Annotated in this window: 15 protein-coding genes and 1 tRNA gene; 6 read left to right on the top strand and 10 right to left on the bottom strand. The window is 55.9% G+C overall.

Translation table 11 applies throughout. The features are described 5' to 3' along the window. Complete coding sequence (locus ACR0JR_RS10455; RefSeq protein WP_480456096.1) at window positions 1-1,044, top strand: AbrB family transcriptional regulator; 1,044 nt, start codon at window positions 1-3, stop codon at window positions 1,042-1,044. On the opposite strand, the gene ACR0JR_RS10450 is transcribed toward ACR0JR_RS10455, so the two are convergent. Next, the gene (locus ACR0JR_RS10450) at window positions 1,013-1,216 is read right to left on the bottom strand and encodes a hypothetical protein (protein ID WP_480456095.1); all 204 of its coding nucleotides are present in this window, start codon (window positions 1,214-1,216) and stop codon (window positions 1,013-1,015) included. The two genes, ACR0JR_RS10455 and ACR0JR_RS10450, sit on opposite strands and share 32 nt — an antisense overlap. 587 nt (window positions 1,217-1,803) lie before the next feature. On the opposite strand from ACR0JR_RS10450, the gene ACR0JR_RS10445 reads away from it, so the two are divergent. Further along, window positions 1,804-1,893: transfer RNA gene (locus ACR0JR_RS10445), tRNA-Ser, on the top strand. Between the two features lie 508 nt (window positions 1,894-2,401). Here the strand turns inward: ACR0JR_RS10445 and ACR0JR_RS10440 are convergent. From ACR0JR_RS10440 to ACR0JR_RS10430, 3 genes are all read right to left on the bottom strand, one after another. Then, the gene (locus ACR0JR_RS10440) at window positions 2,402-4,582 is read right to left on the bottom strand and encodes a xanthine dehydrogenase family protein molybdopterin-binding subunit (protein ID WP_480456094.1); all 2,181 of its coding nucleotides are present in this window, start codon (window positions 4,580-4,582) and stop codon (window positions 2,402-2,404) included. 5 nt (window positions 4,583-4,587) lie between these two features. Continuing rightward, a complete protein-coding gene (locus ACR0JR_RS10435; RefSeq protein ID WP_480456093.1) occupies window positions 4,588-5,052 on the bottom strand; it encodes a (2Fe-2S)-binding protein in 465 nt (154 codons plus the stop codon). A 180-nt stretch (window positions 5,053-5,232) separates the two neighbouring features. Then, complete coding sequence (locus ACR0JR_RS10430) at window positions 5,233-6,063, bottom strand: SDR family oxidoreductase (RefSeq protein WP_480456092.1); 831 nt, start codon at window positions 6,061-6,063, stop codon at window positions 5,233-5,235. Window positions 6,064-6,225: 162 nt separating this feature from the next. On the opposite strand from ACR0JR_RS10430, the gene ACR0JR_RS10425 reads away from it, so the two are divergent. The 4 genes from ACR0JR_RS10425 (at window position 6,226) to ACR0JR_RS10410 (ending at window position 10,646) form a co-directional block, all read left to right on the top strand. After that, window positions 6,226-7,119, top strand: a complete 894-nt coding sequence (locus ACR0JR_RS10425) for an AraC family transcriptional regulator (RefSeq protein WP_480456091.1) — start codon at window positions 6,226-6,228, stop codon at window positions 7,117-7,119. 341 nt (window positions 7,120-7,460) lie between these two features. Then, window positions 7,461-8,768, top strand: a complete 1,308-nt coding sequence (locus ACR0JR_RS10420; protein ID WP_319545631.1) for a hypothetical protein — start codon at window positions 7,461-7,463, stop codon at window positions 8,766-8,768. Further along, complete coding sequence (locus ACR0JR_RS10415; RefSeq protein ID WP_480456090.1) at window positions 8,725-9,909, top strand: cytochrome-c peroxidase; 1,185 nt, start codon at window positions 8,725-8,727, stop codon at window positions 9,907-9,909. The genes ACR0JR_RS10420 and ACR0JR_RS10415 overlap by 44 nt, the downstream gene beginning before the upstream one ends. Next, the gene (locus ACR0JR_RS10410) at window positions 9,906-10,646 is read left to right on the top strand and encodes an MbnP family protein (RefSeq protein ID WP_480456089.1); all 741 of its coding nucleotides are present in this window, start codon (window positions 9,906-9,908) and stop codon (window positions 10,644-10,646) included. The genes ACR0JR_RS10415 and ACR0JR_RS10410 overlap by 4 nt, the downstream gene beginning before the upstream one ends. 560 nt (window positions 10,647-11,206) lie before the next feature. Here the strand turns inward: ACR0JR_RS10410 and ACR0JR_RS10405 are convergent. From ACR0JR_RS10405 to ACR0JR_RS10380, 6 genes are all read right to left on the bottom strand, one after another. After that, a complete protein-coding gene (locus tag ACR0JR_RS10405) occupies window positions 11,207-11,659 on the bottom strand; it encodes an SRPBCC family protein (protein WP_170542719.1) in 453 nt (150 codons plus the stop codon). Window positions 11,660-11,765: 106 nt separating this feature from the next. After that, window positions 11,766-12,578: an XdhC family protein gene (locus ACR0JR_RS10400; protein WP_480456088.1), complete on the bottom strand. Its 813-nt coding sequence runs from the start codon at window positions 12,576-12,578 to the stop codon at window positions 11,766-11,768. 12 nt (window positions 12,579-12,590) lie between these two features. Further along, window positions 12,591-13,730, bottom strand: a complete 1,140-nt coding sequence (locus ACR0JR_RS10395; RefSeq protein WP_238528747.1) for a vWA domain-containing protein — start codon at window positions 13,728-13,730, stop codon at window positions 12,591-12,593. A 47-nt stretch (window positions 13,731-13,777) separates the two neighbouring features. Next, window positions 13,778-14,644 (bottom strand): AAA family ATPase, encoded by an 867-nt coding sequence (locus ACR0JR_RS10390; RefSeq protein WP_480456086.1) that lies wholly within the window; start codon window positions 14,642-14,644, stop codon window positions 13,778-13,780. 53 nt (window positions 14,645-14,697) lie between these two features. Further along, window positions 14,698-17,115 (bottom strand): aerobic carbon-monoxide dehydrogenase large subunit, encoded by a 2,418-nt coding sequence (locus tag ACR0JR_RS10385; protein ID WP_480456085.1) that lies wholly within the window; start codon window positions 17,113-17,115, stop codon window positions 14,698-14,700. Next, window positions 17,112-17,606 carry a (2Fe-2S)-binding protein gene (locus ACR0JR_RS10380; protein ID WP_093963851.1) on the bottom strand — a complete coding sequence of 165 codons (495 nt, stop codon included), beginning with the start codon at window positions 17,604-17,606 and terminating at the stop codon, window positions 17,112-17,114. Before ACR0JR_RS10380 ends, ACR0JR_RS10385 begins: the two co-directional genes overlap by 4 nt. Between the last annotated feature and the right edge of the window lie 8 nt (window positions 17,607-17,614).

Genomic DNA, 17,614 nt, shown 5'->3' with positions numbered 1-17,614 from the left:
ATGCCTCTTCTGACAAAGCGGGCCGTAACACTCGGCCTTGCACTTCTTGGCACCGGAGTTTTCTGGACGTTGAATCTGCCGCTGCCCTTTCTGTTTGGTCCGATGAGCGCCTGTCTGATTGCGGCCCTCGCGCATGCGCCGATGGAAGGGTTCGGGCAGGTGTCAGTGGCAGCGCGCACCATTCTGGGTGTGGCGGTGGGCGCATCAATTACACCTGCTCTATTTGCGGAATTGCCTAAAATGGCCGCGTCGATTGCACTGGTCCCATTTTTCATCCTGTTGATCGCACTGATCGGCGTACCATTCTTCCGCCGGGTCTGGGGTTTCGATACGACAACCGCATTCTATGCCGCCATGCCCGGCGGCTTGCAGGACATGATCATTTTTGGGACCGAAGCTGGAGCCAACCCGCGCACTTTGTCGCTGATCCATGGCACGCGCGTGCTGATCATCGTGACGCTGGCCCCGCTGTTTCTGACCATGATTTACGGCGCCGAGCTGACAAACCCGATCGGAGAACCCGCACGCGACCTGCCGCTGCACGAGCTGGCCCTGATGGTGCTTGCTGCCTTTATCGGCTGGAAGGGTGGCGAGCGTATTGGCCTATTCGGCGCATCGATCCTGGGGCCGATGATCCTGACGGCTGCTTTGTCTCTCGGGGACTTCATCCATACACGACCACCGCGCGAGGCCATCCTGGCTGCACAATTCTTCATTGGGTGCGGAATTGGCGTGAAGTTTGTCGGTGTTACCTGGGTGGAGTTGCGCAAGGTCGTGGCCGCGGGCTGCGCTTACGTGGTTGTGCTGGCCGTGCTGGCAGCGGCCTTCACAGCTGTTGTAACCACGTTGGGGTTTGGCAAACCGGTCGAAGCGTTTCTGGCCTTCGCACCCGGCGGGCAGGCCGAAATGACGGTTCTGGCCATCGTCTCAGGCGCGGATCTGGGCTTTGTGATCACTCACCATCTGACAAGGATCGTGTTGGTGATCATCGGTGCGCCCATCGCCGCAAATCTCATTCTGCGCTGGTCCAAACCTCGGGGTTGATCATGTGGATCGGAGCACCTTCGGCAAAAGCGTTTACCTGATCGAAGATGTCGACAAATTGCAGGTCGAACTCGTCATCGGTCACAAAACCGATATCTTTAGCTAAGCGACCGAAGGTCCTTGATTGCCAGAAGTGGTGTAAGAAGGACTGTACGACCTTTTCTTCCACCAATCACCCATATCAGGATGGGATCGTCGACTTCTTCAAGCCGTGGTAAATTGAGCAGGTTTAAGCAGGGGCACTCACCCGGAAAAGAAACCGGCGTCAGGCGATGAAGTTTTCGAATCCGTACAACCGACGATCGGCTGCAACGCCGGCGCTTAGCTAGGTAGCGAATGGTCAAGAACGGGGTAAGTTTCTGCTAAATGACGATCGCAAAATTGTGCGCATCAATTTCAACTGTCGTATCTGCACACTTCTAACATTTTTCCGTTTGTTTTGACATGCGCAACCTCCACTTCCTGGAGGAGATGGGTTCGAATTGAAACCGGAGAAATTCTTCGTTGGCAGATAATGATCTTTCAGTCGGCCCGGCGATACTGAACGGGGATTCGATGAGTTGTGGTGTTTCGAACCTGGTGGTTGGGTGGTGTGTCGCTGGGAATTGCTTCAGAAAATAAATCCAATTCTTGCCCATAATCCACGTAAATCGGAGTGTTTTACCGTGATTTCAAAGAGTTCACCAATTTTGTCGGAGTGAGGCACAACTGGAAATTTCGCCTTGTATTCCCGCCGCTTGCAAGGATATACCCGTCGGCGGAGACGTGGCCGAGTGGTCGAAGGCGCTCCCCTGCTAAGGGAGTAGGCGGGAAACCGTCTCGAGGGTTCGAATCCCTTCGTCTCCGCCACTTTTCTCATTAAAACAATGGGTTAGTGGGCCCCGATACTCTAAGCCCCCTTATCTGCCCCCTTATGTGATTTCGCATTGCTCGGCATCAGCAGAATGGCGCCGTGAAGCATCTGCCGAGTCGGAGTGTCGCACCCCACCCACCGGCCTCACCCGCCGTTCGAGGTTGGAGTGTTTGTCGCATGCATGGGGCGAGAGGTGGGCATGCTGCTGGGCCAAGCCATCCGTCTTGGATGCATGGGGAACGGTCGAGAGAAACCGAGGAAAAGCGCAAGACGATCAATGAACTTATCCGCGCTGACAGGGAACTGCAGAAATTGATCGACTGACCAGGCACTGCCTCGCAAGCAAGGCAAAGAAGTCGTTCGAGCGAAGTGCTTGGATGGCTGCTCCGAGCCCAAAGCTGATACATCCCAAAAGGTCTTAGTGACGAAAGCAGACGACGGAATTCTTTTTTGCTATGGGTGTTGCCGCACCACAGATGGAACATCCGTGGTGCGCTTCCATGGTCAGGCGAACGATACGCCGTTGTCCCTCATCGGCAGTTCTGCAATACGCACGTCAAGCTGTGCAATGGCATTGGCTAGGGCAGGCGCTGCCGGAGGCGTCCCAGGCTCCCCAATCCCCGTTGGCGCCTCGGCCGAAGGCACAATGTGCGTCACTATGCTCTTGATGTCGGAGATCCGCAGCGGTTCGTAGTCGGGGAAATTGAACTGTTCCACCGTTCCACCATCAAGTGTAATCTGCTCGCGCATTGCGTGGCCAATTCCGTAACCGATCGCCCCTTCCGTTTGGGCGCGAACAATGTCCGGGTTGACAGCGATGCCGCAATCCACAGCTGCGGTGACCTTTTCGATCTGAATACCGTCATCGAGGCTGCCGGAAATCTCTACTATCTCTGCCACGTAAGAGCCAAAGGATTTGTGAACGGCGATCCCTTGGACATTACCGGCGGCTGGCTGGCCCCAATTGCCTTTCTCAGCAACCAGTTTCAGTACGCCTGCCTTACGTACAGCGTCGTCGCCTCCGCCCTCAAGATACGCCAGGCGGAATTCGACCGGGTCGCGGCCCACAGCCTTGGCGGCCATGTCCATCATCACTTCCATCACATAGGCTGTGTGCGTGTGACCCACAGAGCGCCACCACAGAACCGTCGTGGCCTTTCTAACATCCGTCAGGCCCACCGATATGTTCGGAATGGTGTAAGGATTGTCTGCAAGGCCTTCGACCGAAGAGTGGTCAATGCCGTCCTGAACAGTGAACGACTCGAAGGGAGTGCCTTTCATAATCGACTGACCGGCGACCTGATGCTCCCACGCTGCGATATTGCCCTCGGCGTCCAGACCGACTCGCACCTTGTGACCCGTTGCAGGTCGGTAGTATCCGCCGCGGATGTCATCCTCTCGATCCCAGACCAGTTTCACAGGCCGCGAGCGATCTGTCATCACAAAGGCCAATGCGGCTTCGACCTGATAGTCGGCGTCAGGGGTTGCACGGCGCCCGAAGGAGCCTCCGGTCAGCATGGTATTGATGTGGATCTTTTCCGGCGGCAATTGGAATATCTGCTGATAAGCTATATGAGGACCCGTCGGCATTTGCGCCCCATCATGCAGGACGATGTCGCCTTCGGCCGTCTGCTCAATGGTACAGTTCAGCGGCTCCATCGGCGCATGGGCCAGTAGCGGGAAGTAAAACGTCTTTTCGACAATGGTCGCCGCGTTATCAACCGAAGCGCTGACCGCGCCCCTATCTACTTTATTGACGTTGTAGACGGGCGCGGCATCAAGTGCGGCCATCACCTCGTCCCGGATCTCAGCCGAAGAGCGTGTCTCTGCCCCAGACATGTCCCAGTCCACTTCAACCGCGCTCCGCGCCTGAATGGCGGCCCAGGTGTTCTCTGCATAGACAGCGACTCCGTGGTTAGTGGGCAAGGGCATCGCCATGATGAAGCCCGTAACATCTTTCGCAGCGCTGTCGTCGAAGCCCGCGACCAGGCCACCACGCTGAGGCGTGCGCTTGATCATGACAACCATCTGGTTGGGCAAGTGCACGTCCATTCCGAATTTGGCTTGGCCGTTCACTTTGATGGGGCTGTCAACGCGGCGTGTGGCGTCGCTTCCAATGATCTTCCATTCGGAGGGATCGCGCAGGCGCGGGCTTTCTGACGGGGGAACGTCCGCCGCCACGGCAACGAAGTCGCCCAGTGGCGCGGATTTTCCGCCGCCAGTGACTAGGCCTGCCTGAATGTCCAACGTCGCGGCGTCTACTCCCCACACCTCAGCGGCCGCTTTGATCAACATCTCGCGCGCATTGGCGCCTGCCGTGCGGTACTGCATCCAGGAATTGGCCATAGCCGTTGAGCCGCCCGTGCCTTGGAACGGGCCAAACAACAGGTTGTTGTAGACTTCGGGGTTCGAGGGTGCGAATTCGAACCCGATCTGGTCCATAGTCACGCCCAGTTCCTCGGCAATCAAGGTCGACAAACCGGTGGCTGGCCCTTGCCCCTTTTCGAAGTGTTTGATGATGGCGACGACGTTGCCGTCGCTGTCGATCTTAACAAACGGATTCAAAATCGCATCGGCGCGTCCTGATGCGGCTGCAGCACCATCTGCTGTTGCTCCGACATAGAGGACAGTTGTGGCTGCAGCGGCGGTTTGGAGGAATCCCCGGCGGGAAATATTTGCAGTCATGTCTTTCAAGCCTCCAAAATCTCAGCCGCGCGCAGAACACCTGCACGGATGCGTTGGTAGGTCGCGCAGCGGCACGTGTTGCCATACATGTAATCGTCGACTTCTTCAGGGGTCGGATTGGCGTTCTCGCGCAAAAGACCAACGGCGTTCATGATCTGACCGGACTGGCAGTAGCCACACTGCACAACATCTAGTTCGAGCCAGGCTTGTTGCACGGCTGATCCAACCTTGTCATTTTCCATATCCTCGATTGTGGTGATCTCGGCGTCCTCAACATCCTCAATAAATGTCTGGCAGGAGCGCACTGGCTGACCGTCCATATGCACGGTACATGCTCCACAAGAGGCAACGCCACATCCGAATTTGGTTCCAGTCAGCTTGAGTTCGTCCCGGATCACCCAAAGCAGCGGCGTTCCGGGTTCGGCCTCGACCGTGCGCGTCTGGCCATTCAGTTTTAGTGACATTGCCATGGCTATCTATCTTCCTTTTCGTCGGTGGACTGTTCGCGTTTGAAAACTTCACTGTCTCTCAGTTAATCCGTTCTTGTAGTCACCGGGTCCTGGGCTCTTATTGCAAGTCATTTAGAGCCCTAGTCGGTGTGGTCATCCTTCTTTATGTAGACTGGACTAGTCGTCGCGAGACCGGTGCCCTCAACTGGATTGCAAACCTAGTTGTGTCTTCATCCCACCGATGAAGGCCTCGTCATCCAAGGCTTTTCGGTTGTTCAGAAGCTCAACCGCATCCGCACCGGCGCGGTAGCGCAGTGTGTTTGTACCATCGGTCACTGAGGCCCAGATGACGTCAGCCACAACACTTGGTGGAGAGGCTCGTGACCTCATTTCCTCGCTACCCCAAACGCCAAACAAGGCTTGGACAATTGGCTGGTACTCGGTCATTTCTACATCGTTGACGAAGTCAAATGAGCGTCCGCCAAATTCGGTTGCGATCATTCCAGGTTCAATGAGCTTCACTTTGACGCCCGCAGCCTCAAGCTCGTAGTGCAGGGCTTCGGAAATGCCTTCCACGGCAAACTTCGTACCGTGATACAACGCCCCAAGCGGAAAAGTCATCTGGCCACCAATCGAAGAGATATTGACGATCGTACCTGACCGATTGGCACGCATGTGCGGCAGAAGGGCCTTTGTCGTTTCCAGCAGCCCGATTACATTGGTGTCGAACTGTCGGCGGACGCGGTCCATTGGAAACGCCTCAAGCGGACCATATGCGCCGTATCCTGCGTTGTTCATCAACACGTCGATCTTGTTGAATTTATCCACCCCGGCCACCACAGCTGTTTCGATTGACGCAGCATCCGTCACATCGAGGCGCGTGACGAGAATGTTGTCTTTTCCCGTCAGATCCTCCTCCTTTTCCGGTGCACGCATTGTCGCAATTACGTTCCATCCGCGGTCGGCGAACAACTTTGCGGTTTCCTTGCCTATGCCGGACGAAGCACCGGTAATCAAAATGGTCTGGGTCATGCGAGAGGATTCCTCATCTTGTTTTCCTCCCAGATAGCATCGTAGCCAATGAGCGCCGTGCCCGATCGTCCAATTGATCTGCCTATTTCTCCGGTCGCATAGCCTTTTGTGTTCCACACAGTTCCTAGGAGCCTATAATTCTTGAGCAAAGGAGATGCCCTAATGGTGCCAGAAACTCTGATCAACGAGGTTTTCAGTCATGTTGAAAATGCTGGGAGCCTTGGCACGGGATGTGAAACCGGCGTTGATGGACTTTATGCAATCGCGAACGTCGAAACCACAGAATGCGCGGCATCGTTTTATGAACCGATCTTGTGCCTGGTACTTCAAGGGGCCAAGGAAGCTTACATGCGCGACCGCGTGGTTCGCTACGGAGCCGGCGACGCCTTGATCGTTAGCCACGCAGTTCCAGTGGAAGCGGCTGTGATCAAGGCAAGCCCTGACGCCCCCTATGCGGCGCTTGCGTTGCGGCTCGACCTTGCGCTCGCTCGTAGCCTCTATGATGAAATCGGCGGCGTTGATGAAGCGGACCACGACATACGCTCTTTGAATGTAGCGGCATCCGATACTGCACTAATAGACGCAATGGACCGTTTATTCCGACTATCCAAAGACCCGGTGGAAGCACGTGCACTCGCTCCTCTGGCGTTAAAAGAGATCCATTTCAGACTTTTACGCGCTGAGCACGGTGGCACGTTGCGGCAATTATTGCTCCACGGCAGCCCGGCCACCCGAATCTCGAAAACGATTGCCACCATTCGCAACAACTTCAAAACAAACATCGCGGTTCCCGAGTTGGCATCGGAGTGCGGAATGAGTCTTTCTGCGTTCCATGAGCATTTCAAAACCGTGACCGCTACCACACCGTTGCAGTACCAAAAGGATCTTCGCCTTCTGGAAGCGAGGAGGTTGTTGTCGTCTAACGGCCTTTCCGTCGCAGCCGCTGCATACGAGGTAGGCTACGAAAGCCCGACGCAATTTAGCCGAGAGTTTTCAAGAAAATTCGGTTTGTCTCCAATCGCTCAAAAGCTCGAAGGGAGAGTTCTGGCGGAATAGCTATAGCTTGTGTCGAAGCACTGGCTGATCACGCATTCGATGGCTGCTTCGTCCCGCACTACGGTCATTCAGACGGAACGCACCGAACGGCCGCTCTGAGCCCAAAGTGGTCATAGCTATTTCGTTACAAACACCTATTGCGCAACTTCGGCATCAGGTTCCAATGGTTTTAAGGACTATTCAAAAAAATGGAAATTTGGGCGGTGGGAATCGCTGAGAACTCTGCCCTCAATCTTATGGCCAACACATGCTCGCGTCTCGCTCAAATACGATATTCTCGACTGGAACCGTCTGATCTGCAATGATGCTCGTACTGCTTATGTTTTGCAGAGGGGGGAAATATGTTTGATTTTTCGTTGAAATTCGCCGCCCTGACAGCAAGCAACACTGCGCTTATTGTTGGTGTGTTGACGGCGAGTTCTCAGGCTCAGGTCCGTGAAGAAAGTCGCGCAATGGTGTTGTTGCGCTCACTACCGACGCTCAGCGCAAGCCACAGCGTAGCGATAGTCGAGTTGGATCCAGAGTCCGAAGATTTTGGCAAAATTATCAGTGAAGTAGAGCAGCCGGAACTCGAGCATCCGCTTCACCATCTTTACTACAGCCCGAACGGACGGCTTTATTCCACTGGTCTAGATCCCAAATGTAGTCTTGCAGAGATCGGATTGGCGCGTGACTCAACCGGCGCGCCCGAAGTGACCGGCATTCAGTGCCTCGACACTGCCGGCCAGATGGTGGGCGAAGACATCATGTGGACCCGGTCAAACGGAACTGAGTACATGTTTGTCACTTTCATGGGCGGCCTTGGCCAAGCCGATGGCGGTACGGTTGGCGTGTTCGACGCGCAGACCAATGAGGTCATCAAGGTGATAGAGGCGCGGAAAAGTGAAGTTGGGGAAAACGCGCCTTACATCCTGTATCCACATGGCATCTCGGCCTTTGACGACAGGATGGTTGTAACTTCCACTGTTCACCCAGATCTCGCCACCGGTGTTGGCAATACGGTAACGATCATCGACCTCAACGCGCTCGAACCGGTCCAGACGATTGAGGTGCAAGGCGAGATGCCAGTCGGTTTCCCGTCTTCGCCCGTCGAAGTGTTGTTTGCCCGACCGTCGATCCACGAAGACATCGAACCGGCAGTGCTGGTAAATACCATGTTCGGCTTTGAAACATGGTCAATTCCGTATGACGCCGAAGCTAAAACTTTCGGGCCAGCTGAAGTGGTCTACAGCGGTGTCCAAAACGGAACTGCGGTGCCACTCGAATTCTACGGCAACGACACTGAGTTGTTTATCAGTCACGCGCTTCCGGGCGTGGTGAAACGATATGATCTTTCAAAGCTGCCCAAGCTGGTTTCGTCAGGACCAGACATCGTCGCCGATGCAGGTGCGCACCACATGATCTTTTTCACCACGAAGTCAGGACGTGAGGTGATCGCCATCCAGAACAATCTTCTCAATCTTGGCGACGCGAAAGCAAACGACCCGACAGATGTGGACTTTATCGCCGGCCTCAACGCACACACGATAACCGTCCACGACCTTGCCACCGGCGAACGGCTAGCCACGGTGAATTTCCGTGAGCGCTACAAAAAAGGTGTCGACAATGTCGAAGGGCTTTTTGGCGCAGGGTTCGTTCACCACCACTGAAAAGCGCCGAAACATCAAAATGAAACTCGGGATCGCCGGGCTTTGCCTGGCGATCTTTATTGCATTACTGTCTGCGTTTTGGATCTCACGATCTCCTCCTGTGCCGACAGCCATCGCAGATTTCAAAGCACCATTTGTGTTTGGCCGTTTTTCGATCCCGGAAGATAACCCTCTGACAGAAGAAGCTTTTCAGCTTGGCAGGCGGTTGTTTTATGATCCCATGTTATCCGGCGACAACAGCATGTCTTGTGCAACATGCCATCAACAGGAGCGCGCCTTTACGGATGGCCAACCAGTCGCCTTGGGGCATGGCGGAAAGGAGCTTGCCTTCAACAGCATGAGCCTTGCCAATCTTCTTTGGGGACCGCGCCGGTTTTTCTGGGACGGTCGAAGTCCGACGCTTGAACACCAGGCACTGCAGCCATTGATAAATCCGGATGAAATGCAGCAACCGCTGGACGAACTTGTTCGCGAGCTAAAAAGCGCGCCTGAATATCCCGAGATGTTCTGGAAAGCCTACGGCGAGGTGTCAGAAGAGAACGTCGCCCGCGCGCTGGCAACCTTTATGCGAATGTTGATTTCCGCGAATTCCAAATACGATCGATATTTGCGTGGCGAACTGCGTCTTTCGCCGCAAGAAGAGCACGGGCGCAAACTGTTCATGGCGCATCCAGACGTTAAGGTCTCCTTGCGTGGCGGAAACTGCATCGACTGTCACAGTCAGTTCGTGACAGCTGGATTTTCGGATGGCTTGGATGGCTTTATCAACAACGGCCTTGATGCCGAACAGAACCTGGGCCGCGGACTTGAGGCGGTGACCGGTGACATCTTGGACCGGGGAAAGTTCAAGACGCCGACACTTCGAAACATAGCGGTTACAGGGCCTTACATGCACGATGGCCGGTTCGCGACCCTTAGCGAAGTGCTCACGCATTACAATTCCGGCATTCGGTTTAGCGATACACTTAGCCCTTTGATCCTTGAAGCGGATAATACTGTCGTAGATCCCATTGCTGCACACGGCCTCGGCCTCGCGCCCAAAGAAGTCGATGCAATTATCGCGTTTCTCCACACTTTGACGGATGAGGCATTTCTGACGGAGCCAAAGTTTTCAAGCCCATTTGAGGAAGAGACACAATGAAACGCCTAAACAGACTCAGCGTCGTCGCCGTTTCCACTTTGGTTCTAGCAGCCATAATAGTTTTTGCCTTTGATTTTCGAACGAAACCCAGGCCGCTGAAACTGATTTTTGTAGCCGAAGCAAATGGCGAGCCGATTGAATTCGACACCTTCGCTTACACCAATCCCGGCGGAACAGAGATGTTCCGCCTTCGTGATTTCCGTGTCTACATCTCCAACATCAAACTGGCTGACGGTGACAAGGTACATGTCGTAGAAAACAGCTACCATTTGTTGAGGTTTGACCGCAGCACGCCGCAATTCAATGTGGTTCTACCGAAAGTGCCTTTGCGACAGATATCAAGAATTTCGATGTCCATTGGGATTGATGAAGCCGCAAACGGGTCTATCGAGGTACGAGGCGACCTTGATCCCAATAACCGCATGGCTTGGAACTGGAACATCGGCTACAAATTTGTTCTAGTCGAGGGGGCTATCCAAATGGACGGGGCTGTAATGCCATTGGTCTACCATGTCGGCTTTAACGAAAATCGCCGGGATCTCGACTTTGTGGCGCCAACTTCCGTTGAACGGGATGAAAACAGACCGCTGACATTTTCCGTGGACGTCATGAAACTCTTTTCTGGAGAGGAGGACATCAACATGACCGAACTACAGACCGTGAAGATGGACAGGTCCGACGCGGCACTCTTGGCAACGAATTACGCCCAGATGATTAATCCCATCTGGGGTGATTAATGGTGAACTTTGAGGAAAACTCACCAACAGGCGTCCGTCGAGTGGCTAGGTGACTCATTTATTCAGAAGTAGCGGGTCCATCCTGTAAAACGACATGCCCTATGATGATTGCGTGTTGGGATGTATGAAATCGGCCCAAAGCGGCCCTTGAATCGATAGCGGCGATGCTGCGTCCGTAACCCGTATTGCTGACATTCGCTGCAACTGCATTTTTCGTAATTGTGCACGTTCACGCACCACAAACAATGCAGCCAGCGCTTGATCAGCAAAAAGTGTGGCCAAGGTGTAAATTCTCATCACGGCCATGGTTTGGCGCCCGCTGCCTCCCTCTTGGGAAATTGCTACCGTAACCCCCTGCCGGGCAGTGGATGATGGGCGCGGCTCACGGTGCTGTCGATCAAATGCAGGTTGTGAGGATCGGCCTCGCTTTGGTTCAAAGTATCCATGTTCGCCTCCCATAGCAGGGCTGACAAGTACAGACCTGACAACACCGCTTCGGCGGATCAATAATTTTGCGCAAAACCGCTTGATTGGGAAGGCCCGTTACCGAAGTCCAAACCCTAGCCGACGTGTTGCTCGGCGACGATTTCCCCAAACTTGTCGAAAAACTTCGCTGAAAGTTTTTTTGCAGTCCCAGCAATCAACCGGCTGCCCAATTGCGCTATTTTTCCGCCGATTGTGACCTTGGCAGTATAGGATAAAACTGTTTCCTCACCCTCCGTGCTAAGATTGACATCCGCACCCCCTTTGGCAAAGCCCGCAGCGCCACCTTTTCCTTCACCGGTCAGGGAAAACTCATCCGGAGCTTTGGAGTTGTCCAACGTCACTTCGCCGCTGAACCGAGCTTTGACGGGGCCGATTTTGAGCACGACTTTGGCCTCCAAGTGCTCGGGAGAATGTTGGATCAGTTCCTCACACCCAGGAATGCACTCTCTCAACACATCCGGATCATTCAGCGCTCGGTACACGACGTCACGCGGAGCAGAGATACGGATTTCGTCATTTAGTTCCATTTGAGAGTCCTTTACTCAACAGCATCTTGGGAAAACGCGAAGTGCGGTCTCGGTCGCCTCTTCCGGGGTCTGTTCCGGCTTCACAGTCCGAAGGGATTGCAACCATCTACGCCATTTTTTCATCATGCGACGTCTCCTCGGAATTGTCTGAATTCCGCCAGAGGATGATCTCGGCGAGGATCGACAGGGCGATTTCGTGCGGGTCGATTCCATGGATATCCAGACCGGCCGGTGACTTGAGCCGACTGGTTTGCTCAGCGGTCAATCCCTGCGCTTCCAACCTCTCGCATAACACCTTGGCCTTGCGGTGGCTCGCGACCATCGAAACGCGTCGTGCTGGTGATTCAAGCGCAGATTTCAGCGCTGCGCCATCGCCCTTCCCTTGTGAGGCGACCACCGCGAAATCGCGTGGTTCAACCCCCAATGCGTTTAGGTCATTTGGATCAAAACCGATGAATTCCACCGAGCTTTCGGAACCTTCAGGCAAACAAACACGCAACCCGATCAGCGCCGCGTGCGTGGCAAGCGCGTGTGCAATCGGAGACTCTCCGAAAATGATCAAGCGCGGGGCGTGCTGATAGGGTTCGATCAGCAAATCGACCGTTCCGCCCGAAGGACAACCGCTTTTGAAGGTCTCAACACCATCCGGGTCTGTCAGCGCCACTACCTTGTCTGAAGGTTTCACGCGGATCATTTTCGGAGTTCCACCCGCAAGTGCCTCCTGCGCCGATGCGCGTACAACGCGCTGCACGCACGCTCCGCCCAGATGCCCCAAAATACAGCCGTCCCGCATGATCACGGCCTTGCCACCTGCCTTGGCCGAAGTTGCGTCGGCAGTGCGAAGGACCGTTGCCACGCAAAAGGCATCGCCCTTTTTGCGCAACTCCTCAATCTTGTCGAAAATGTCGAAACCTGCCATCGACGTGTCCTTTCACAGTTTTCGGAATTTGGGTTCCAACGCCGCCAGCGCGTCGAGCGTGTTGGCCGGTAGGTGCGCATCCAGATAAGGTTCTGCTGCCTGCATAGCGGCGGCAATGGGCTGATAGTTTTTCCATCCTTTAAGAGGATTCAGCCAAACAATCCGCCGCGCCTTGCGCCGAATCCGAGCCAGAGCATCTGCCAGGGCCTCAGGCGACTCGCTGCAATAACCGTCTGAGAGGATCAATACGATCGTCCGCCCGTTCAATGCACGGGCACCGTATCCGTTCAGAAACCTCTCAAGGCTTCCCGAGATGTCTGTCCCACCGCCGAACCCTTCGGCCATGAGTGATAACCGACCGGCTGCGCGCAGCGTGTCATGATCGCGCAGCGCATCAGTCACCCGCATCAAACGGGTGTGAAAGAGATAGGCGTCCGCCTCTGTTCCACTGCCGATCAGACCTTTGAGGAAGGCCAGAAAAACCCGCGAATAGACCGTCATCGATCCACTAACATCGCACAACGCCACAATCCGCAATGGGCGCGGCGGACGGGCGCGACGGTACAGGTCCATTGGTTCTCCGCCCCGCGCAAGGCTGGCCCGCTGTATGCGACGCATGTCCAAAGCAGGTCCTCGCAGCGCCTGTTTGCGCCGACGCGAGCGCCGGTCGCGGATAGCGCGCGCGATGGCCGTTGCGGCTTGTTCGGCCTGCCGCAGCGCATCTTCATCCATCAACTCGCGCAAATCCCGGCGCGACAGGTTGGCCGTACGGGTCGCAATCAGCTTCCCGTCTCTCCCCAAAGCCTCCCCATCGCCGGTATCAGGTGCGGCGGCCTGATCCGTGCCGGTCTCGGTTTTCTGAGCATCCTGGCTCTCTTGCTGCCAGATCATCGGCTTGGCGGATTGAACCCGCACATGCGCGGTTTGGGCGGTTCCCGTGCGTTGCTTGCCGGTGTTGAACCAATAGGCTTCGAACAGGTCATCGAACCGCCGCCAATCGTCGGCGTCGCCGGCCAGCAACACGCAAAGTGCCTGCTGGGCCTGTCTGACATCCGTCGCCTCAACCGCTGCCAGCGCGGCCAATGCATCCCCCGTTTCAGCCGGCCCGACGCGCAGTCCGTTCATACGCAAATGCGCGATGAAAGCGGACATTCTTTCCGACAAACCAGATGCGCGTGCGGGGAACCGGGTGACCTGCATCACGCCACCTTTCCGATCAGGCGATCCGTCACCTCGGGCGGAGCAGCGTCGTAGTCGGCGGCGGTTTTCAGAAGGCAAACAAGGGTCGCCTGAACCTCTTCGCGGGACTGCGCCATGTCGTTTACACCCAGCCCCGAAAGGGCCGCCGCCCAGTCCAACATTTCGGCAATTCCAGGGGTCTTCTCCAAGTCTTCTTTGCGCAGCGCCTGCACAACGCCAACAATCTGGCGCGCCAACAGCCCTTCAACTTCAGGCATGCGGGCTTTCAGGATCGCCATTTCCGTTTCACGCGATGGGTAATCAAGGAAACTATACAGGCAACGACGCCGCAGCGCGTCCGAAAGGTCCCGCGTCCCATTCGCCGTCAGGATCACGATGGGCCGCGAACGCGCCTTGATGGTGCCAAGCTCGGGGATGGTGATCTGAAAGTCCGACAAAATCTCAAGCAGATAGGCCTCAAACTCCTCATCCGCGCGGTCGATTTCATCGATCAGAAGAACAGGTGGTTCTTCTTCGCTGATCGCTTCTAGTAAAGGTCGCTTCAGCAAATAGTCATCAGTGAATAGCTGGGCCTCGCTGGTGCCACCCTGTGCCTCGCTTGCACGAATAGCCAGCAACTGGCGTTGGTAATTCCATTCATATATCGCGTGGCTGGCATCCAGCCCTTCGTAGCATTGCAACCGGATCAACCGCACCGCGCGCTGTGCCGCCAACGCCTTTGCGACCTCTGTTTTTCCGACCCCTGCTGGCCCTTCCAACAGCAGCGGACGCCCAAGCAACTGCGCCAGATGAAGTGCCATCGCCAATCGGTCATCGGCAACATAGCCCACCTCGGCCAAGCCTTGCTGAATGTGCTGCAAGCTCATGCAATTCTCCCGGATTGCCGCCGCGCCGTATTTCAGCGCGGCAGCTTTTCATGTTAGCCGTGCATTCCCAGACCGTTGGCGATCTTCCAGATACGCCAGTGGTCATGTGGCATGTGGCTCTGAACAAGGCCAAACGGACGGAAGGCATCATGCACCGCGTTCGAGAACGCAGGAACGCCACCGACATTCGGGCTTTCGCCAACGCCTTTTGCACCGATCGGGTGGTGCGGAGACGGCGTCACCGTGTGATCGGTGGTGTAGTTGGGCGTCTCCCACGCGGTGGGCAAGAAGAAGTCCATCAACGTACCGGTCTTGACGTTACCCATCTCATCATACGCGATTTCCTGACCCATAGCGATTGCCAGAGCCTCGGTCACGCCGCCATGGACCTGACCTTCGATGATCATGGGGTTGATCCGGGTCCCGCAATCGTCCAGCGCATAGAACTGCCGGACCTCCCATTCTCCGGTATCAACGTCGATCTCCATGACGCAGATATAGGCCCCGAACGGGTAGGTCATGTTCGGCGGGTCATAGTAGCTTACGGCCTCCAGACCGGGTTCCAGCCCCGGAATCGCCTGATTATATGCGGCAAAGGCGATTTCTTTCATCGTCTTGAACCGCTCAGGCGCACCTTTGACCGAGAACCGATCCACGTCCCATTCGACATCGTCGTCGTGGACCTCAAGCAAGTAAGCCGCGATCATCTGTGCCTTGGCGCGGATTTTGCGGGCAGCCATCGCCGTTGCCGCACCGGCCACAGGTGTCGACCGAGACCCATAGGTGCCAAGCCCATAGGGCGCGGTATCAGTGTCGCCTTCTTCCAGCGTGATGTCATCGGCAGGCAGGCCGATCTCGCTGGCGATAATCTGGGCGAAGGTCGTTGCATGACCCTGACCCTGACTGATCGTCCCCAGCCGTGCGATGGCGGAACCGGTTGGGTGAATCCGGATTTCGCATGAGTCGAACATTCCCAACCCAAGGATATCGCAGTTCTTGACCGGTCCAGCCCCGACAATTTCGGTGAAATGGGTCAGGCCGATGCCCAGCAGCTTGCGGGTCTTTCCGGCTTTGAAGTCCTCGATCCGTTGCGCCTGTTCCGCCCGCAGACCTTCATAGTCGACAGCTTTCAGCGCCTTGTCCCAAGCGGTGTGATAATCGCCCGAGTCATACTCCCAGCCCAGCGCGGACTGATAGGGGAACTGATCGGCCTTGATGAAGTTGATCCGGCGTAGCTCGGCCGCGTCCATGTTCAGCTTGATGGCCAGAACCTCGATCATCCGCTCGATGAAATAGGCGGCCTCGGTCACCCGGAACGAGCAACGATAGGCGACACCGCCCGGTGCCTTGTTGGTGTAAACCCCATCCACAGCCAGATATGCCGTAGGAATGTCGTAGGACCCGGTGCAGATGTTCATGAAACCGGCCGGGAATTTGGTCGGGTCGGCACAAGCGTCAAATCCACCATGATCCGCTGTGGTGTGGCACCAGAGACCGGTGATCTTGCCATCCTTGGTCGCGGCGATCTTGCCCTGCATCCAGTAATCGCGGGCAAAGGCGGTGGACATAAGGTTTTCCATCCGATTCTCGACCCATTTCACCGGCTGGCCGGTGACTATCGAGGCGACAACCGAGCAGACATAGCCCGCATAGGCACCAACTTTGTTACCAAAGCCGCCACCGATATCAGGGCTGATCACCCGGATATTGTGCTCGGCCAGACCCGAGATTAGCGACACAACAGTCCGGATCGCGTGGGGGGCCTGGAAGGTGCCATACAGCGTCAACTTGCCGGTCACCTTATCCATCGAGGCAACACAGCCGCAGGTCTCCAGCGGGCAGGGATGGGTCCGATGGTAATAAACCATCTCTTCGGCCACAACATCGGCCTCGCCCAGAACGGCTTCGGTCGCGTCTTTGTCGCCCTGTTCCCAGGTGAAGATGTGGTTGTGATGCTTACGCGGCCCATGGGCGCCTTCAGTCTGACCTGCGAGATCTTCACGCAGGACAACGTCTGATTTCAGCGCCTCGAACGGGTCGGTCAGGACGGGAAGTTCTTCGTAGTCAACCTCAACCAGCTCTGCCGCATCGGCGGCGATGTACCGATTTTCGGCAACGACATAGGCAACTTCCTGACCTTGGAACAGAACCTTGCCATCGGCCAGAACCATTTGCTTATCACCGGCCAGCGTCGGCATCCAATGCAGACCCAGTGGAGCCAGATCCTCGGCTGTCAAAACGGCAACAACACCGGGCACAGCCAACGCGGCCTCTTTGTTCACACTGACAACGCGAGCGTGGGCATAAGGCGACCGGACAAATGCGCCGAACAGCATCCCGTCCAGCTTGATGTCATCGACATAGTTCCCCTTGCCCTGGGTAAAGCGCACATCCTCGACACGTTTGCGCGAGCTTCCCATCCCTTTGAGGTTGGCGGCGCGCTCTTCGGGGGTCATAGTTTGATCGTTCATTCCGCGGCCTCCTTCTGAGCATTGAGCATGTCAGCCGAGGCTGAGATCGCCTTGACGATGTTCTGATACCCGGTACAGCGGCAGAGGTTCCCCGCCATGCCAAAGCGGATTTCTTCCTCAGTCGGATTCGGGTTTTCCTGTAGCAGGCGATGCGCGCGGGTGATCATGCCCGGCGTGCAGAAGCCGCACTGTAGCCCGTGATGTTCGCGGAACATTTCCTGCAGAACACCCAGGCTGCCATCGTCATTGGTCAGGCCTTCGACAGTGGTAATATCAGCACCGTTTACTTGCGCGACAAAGGTCGTGCAGGATTTGACGGATTTACCGTCGATATCCACGGTGCAGGCGCCGCAATGGCTGGTCTCGCACCCAATATGAGGACCGGTGATTTTCAGATCTTCCCGCAGGAAGTGGATCAACAGCGTGCGCGGCTCAGCCAGACCTTCGACCTGCTTGCCGTTCACGGTGAGTTTGACGTGCATTTTCGACATGAGTGTTT

It is taken from the genome of Ruegeria sp. AA3, assembly GCF_056542905.1.
Note: the sequence above shows the minus strand (reverse complement) of the source record. Positions and strands in the feature narration are given on the sequence as shown.

Excerpts from the sequence above, each read along its gene's own strand:
- ACR0JR_RS10420 (WP_319545631.1), top strand. The coding sequence starts at position 7,461 with ATGTTTGATTTTTCGTTGAAATTCGCCGCCCTGACAGCAAGCAACACT.
- ACR0JR_RS10395 (WP_238528747.1), bottom strand. The coding sequence starts at position 13,730 with ATGTCCGCTTTCATCGCGCATTTGCGTATGAACGGACTGCGCGTCGGG.
- ACR0JR_RS10400 (WP_480456088.1), bottom strand. The coding sequence starts at position 12,578 with ATGGCAGGTTTCGACATTTTCGACAAGATTGAGGAGTTGCGCAAAAAG.
- ACR0JR_RS10455 (WP_480456096.1), top strand. The coding sequence starts at position 1 with ATGCCTCTTCTGACAAAGCGGGCCGTAACACTCGGCCTTGCACTTCTT.
- ACR0JR_RS10380 (WP_093963851.1), bottom strand. The coding sequence starts at position 17,606 with ATGTCGAAAATGCACGTCAAACTCACCGTGAACGGCAAGCAGGTCGAA.
- ACR0JR_RS10390 (WP_480456086.1), bottom strand. The coding sequence starts at position 14,644 with ATGAGCTTGCAGCACATTCAGCAAGGCTTGGCCGAGGTGGGCTATGTT.
- ACR0JR_RS10440 (WP_480456094.1), bottom strand. The coding sequence starts at position 4,582 with ATGACTGCAAATATTTCCCGCCGGGGATTCCTCCAAACCGCCGCTGCA.
- ACR0JR_RS10410 (WP_480456089.1), top strand. The coding sequence starts at position 9,906 with ATGAAACGCCTAAACAGACTCAGCGTCGTCGCCGTTTCCACTTTGGTT.
- ACR0JR_RS10405 (WP_170542719.1), bottom strand. The coding sequence starts at position 11,659 with ATGGAACTAAATGACGAAATCCGTATCTCTGCTCCGCGTGACGTCGTG.
- ACR0JR_RS10435 (WP_480456093.1), bottom strand. The coding sequence starts at position 5,052 with ATGGCAATGTCACTAAAACTGAATGGCCAGACGCGCACGGTCGAGGCC.
- ACR0JR_RS10415 (WP_480456090.1), top strand. The coding sequence starts at position 8,725 with ATGTCGAAGGGCTTTTTGGCGCAGGGTTCGTTCACCACCACTGAAAAG.
- ACR0JR_RS10430 (WP_480456092.1), bottom strand. The coding sequence starts at position 6,063 with ATGACCCAGACCATTTTGATTACCGGTGCTTCGTCCGGCATAGGCAAG.
- ACR0JR_RS10425 (WP_480456091.1), top strand. The coding sequence starts at position 6,226 with ATGGTGCCAGAAACTCTGATCAACGAGGTTTTCAGTCATGTTGAAAAT.
- ACR0JR_RS10385 (WP_480456085.1), bottom strand. The coding sequence starts at position 17,115 with ATGAACGATCAAACTATGACCCCCGAAGAGCGCGCCGCCAACCTCAAA.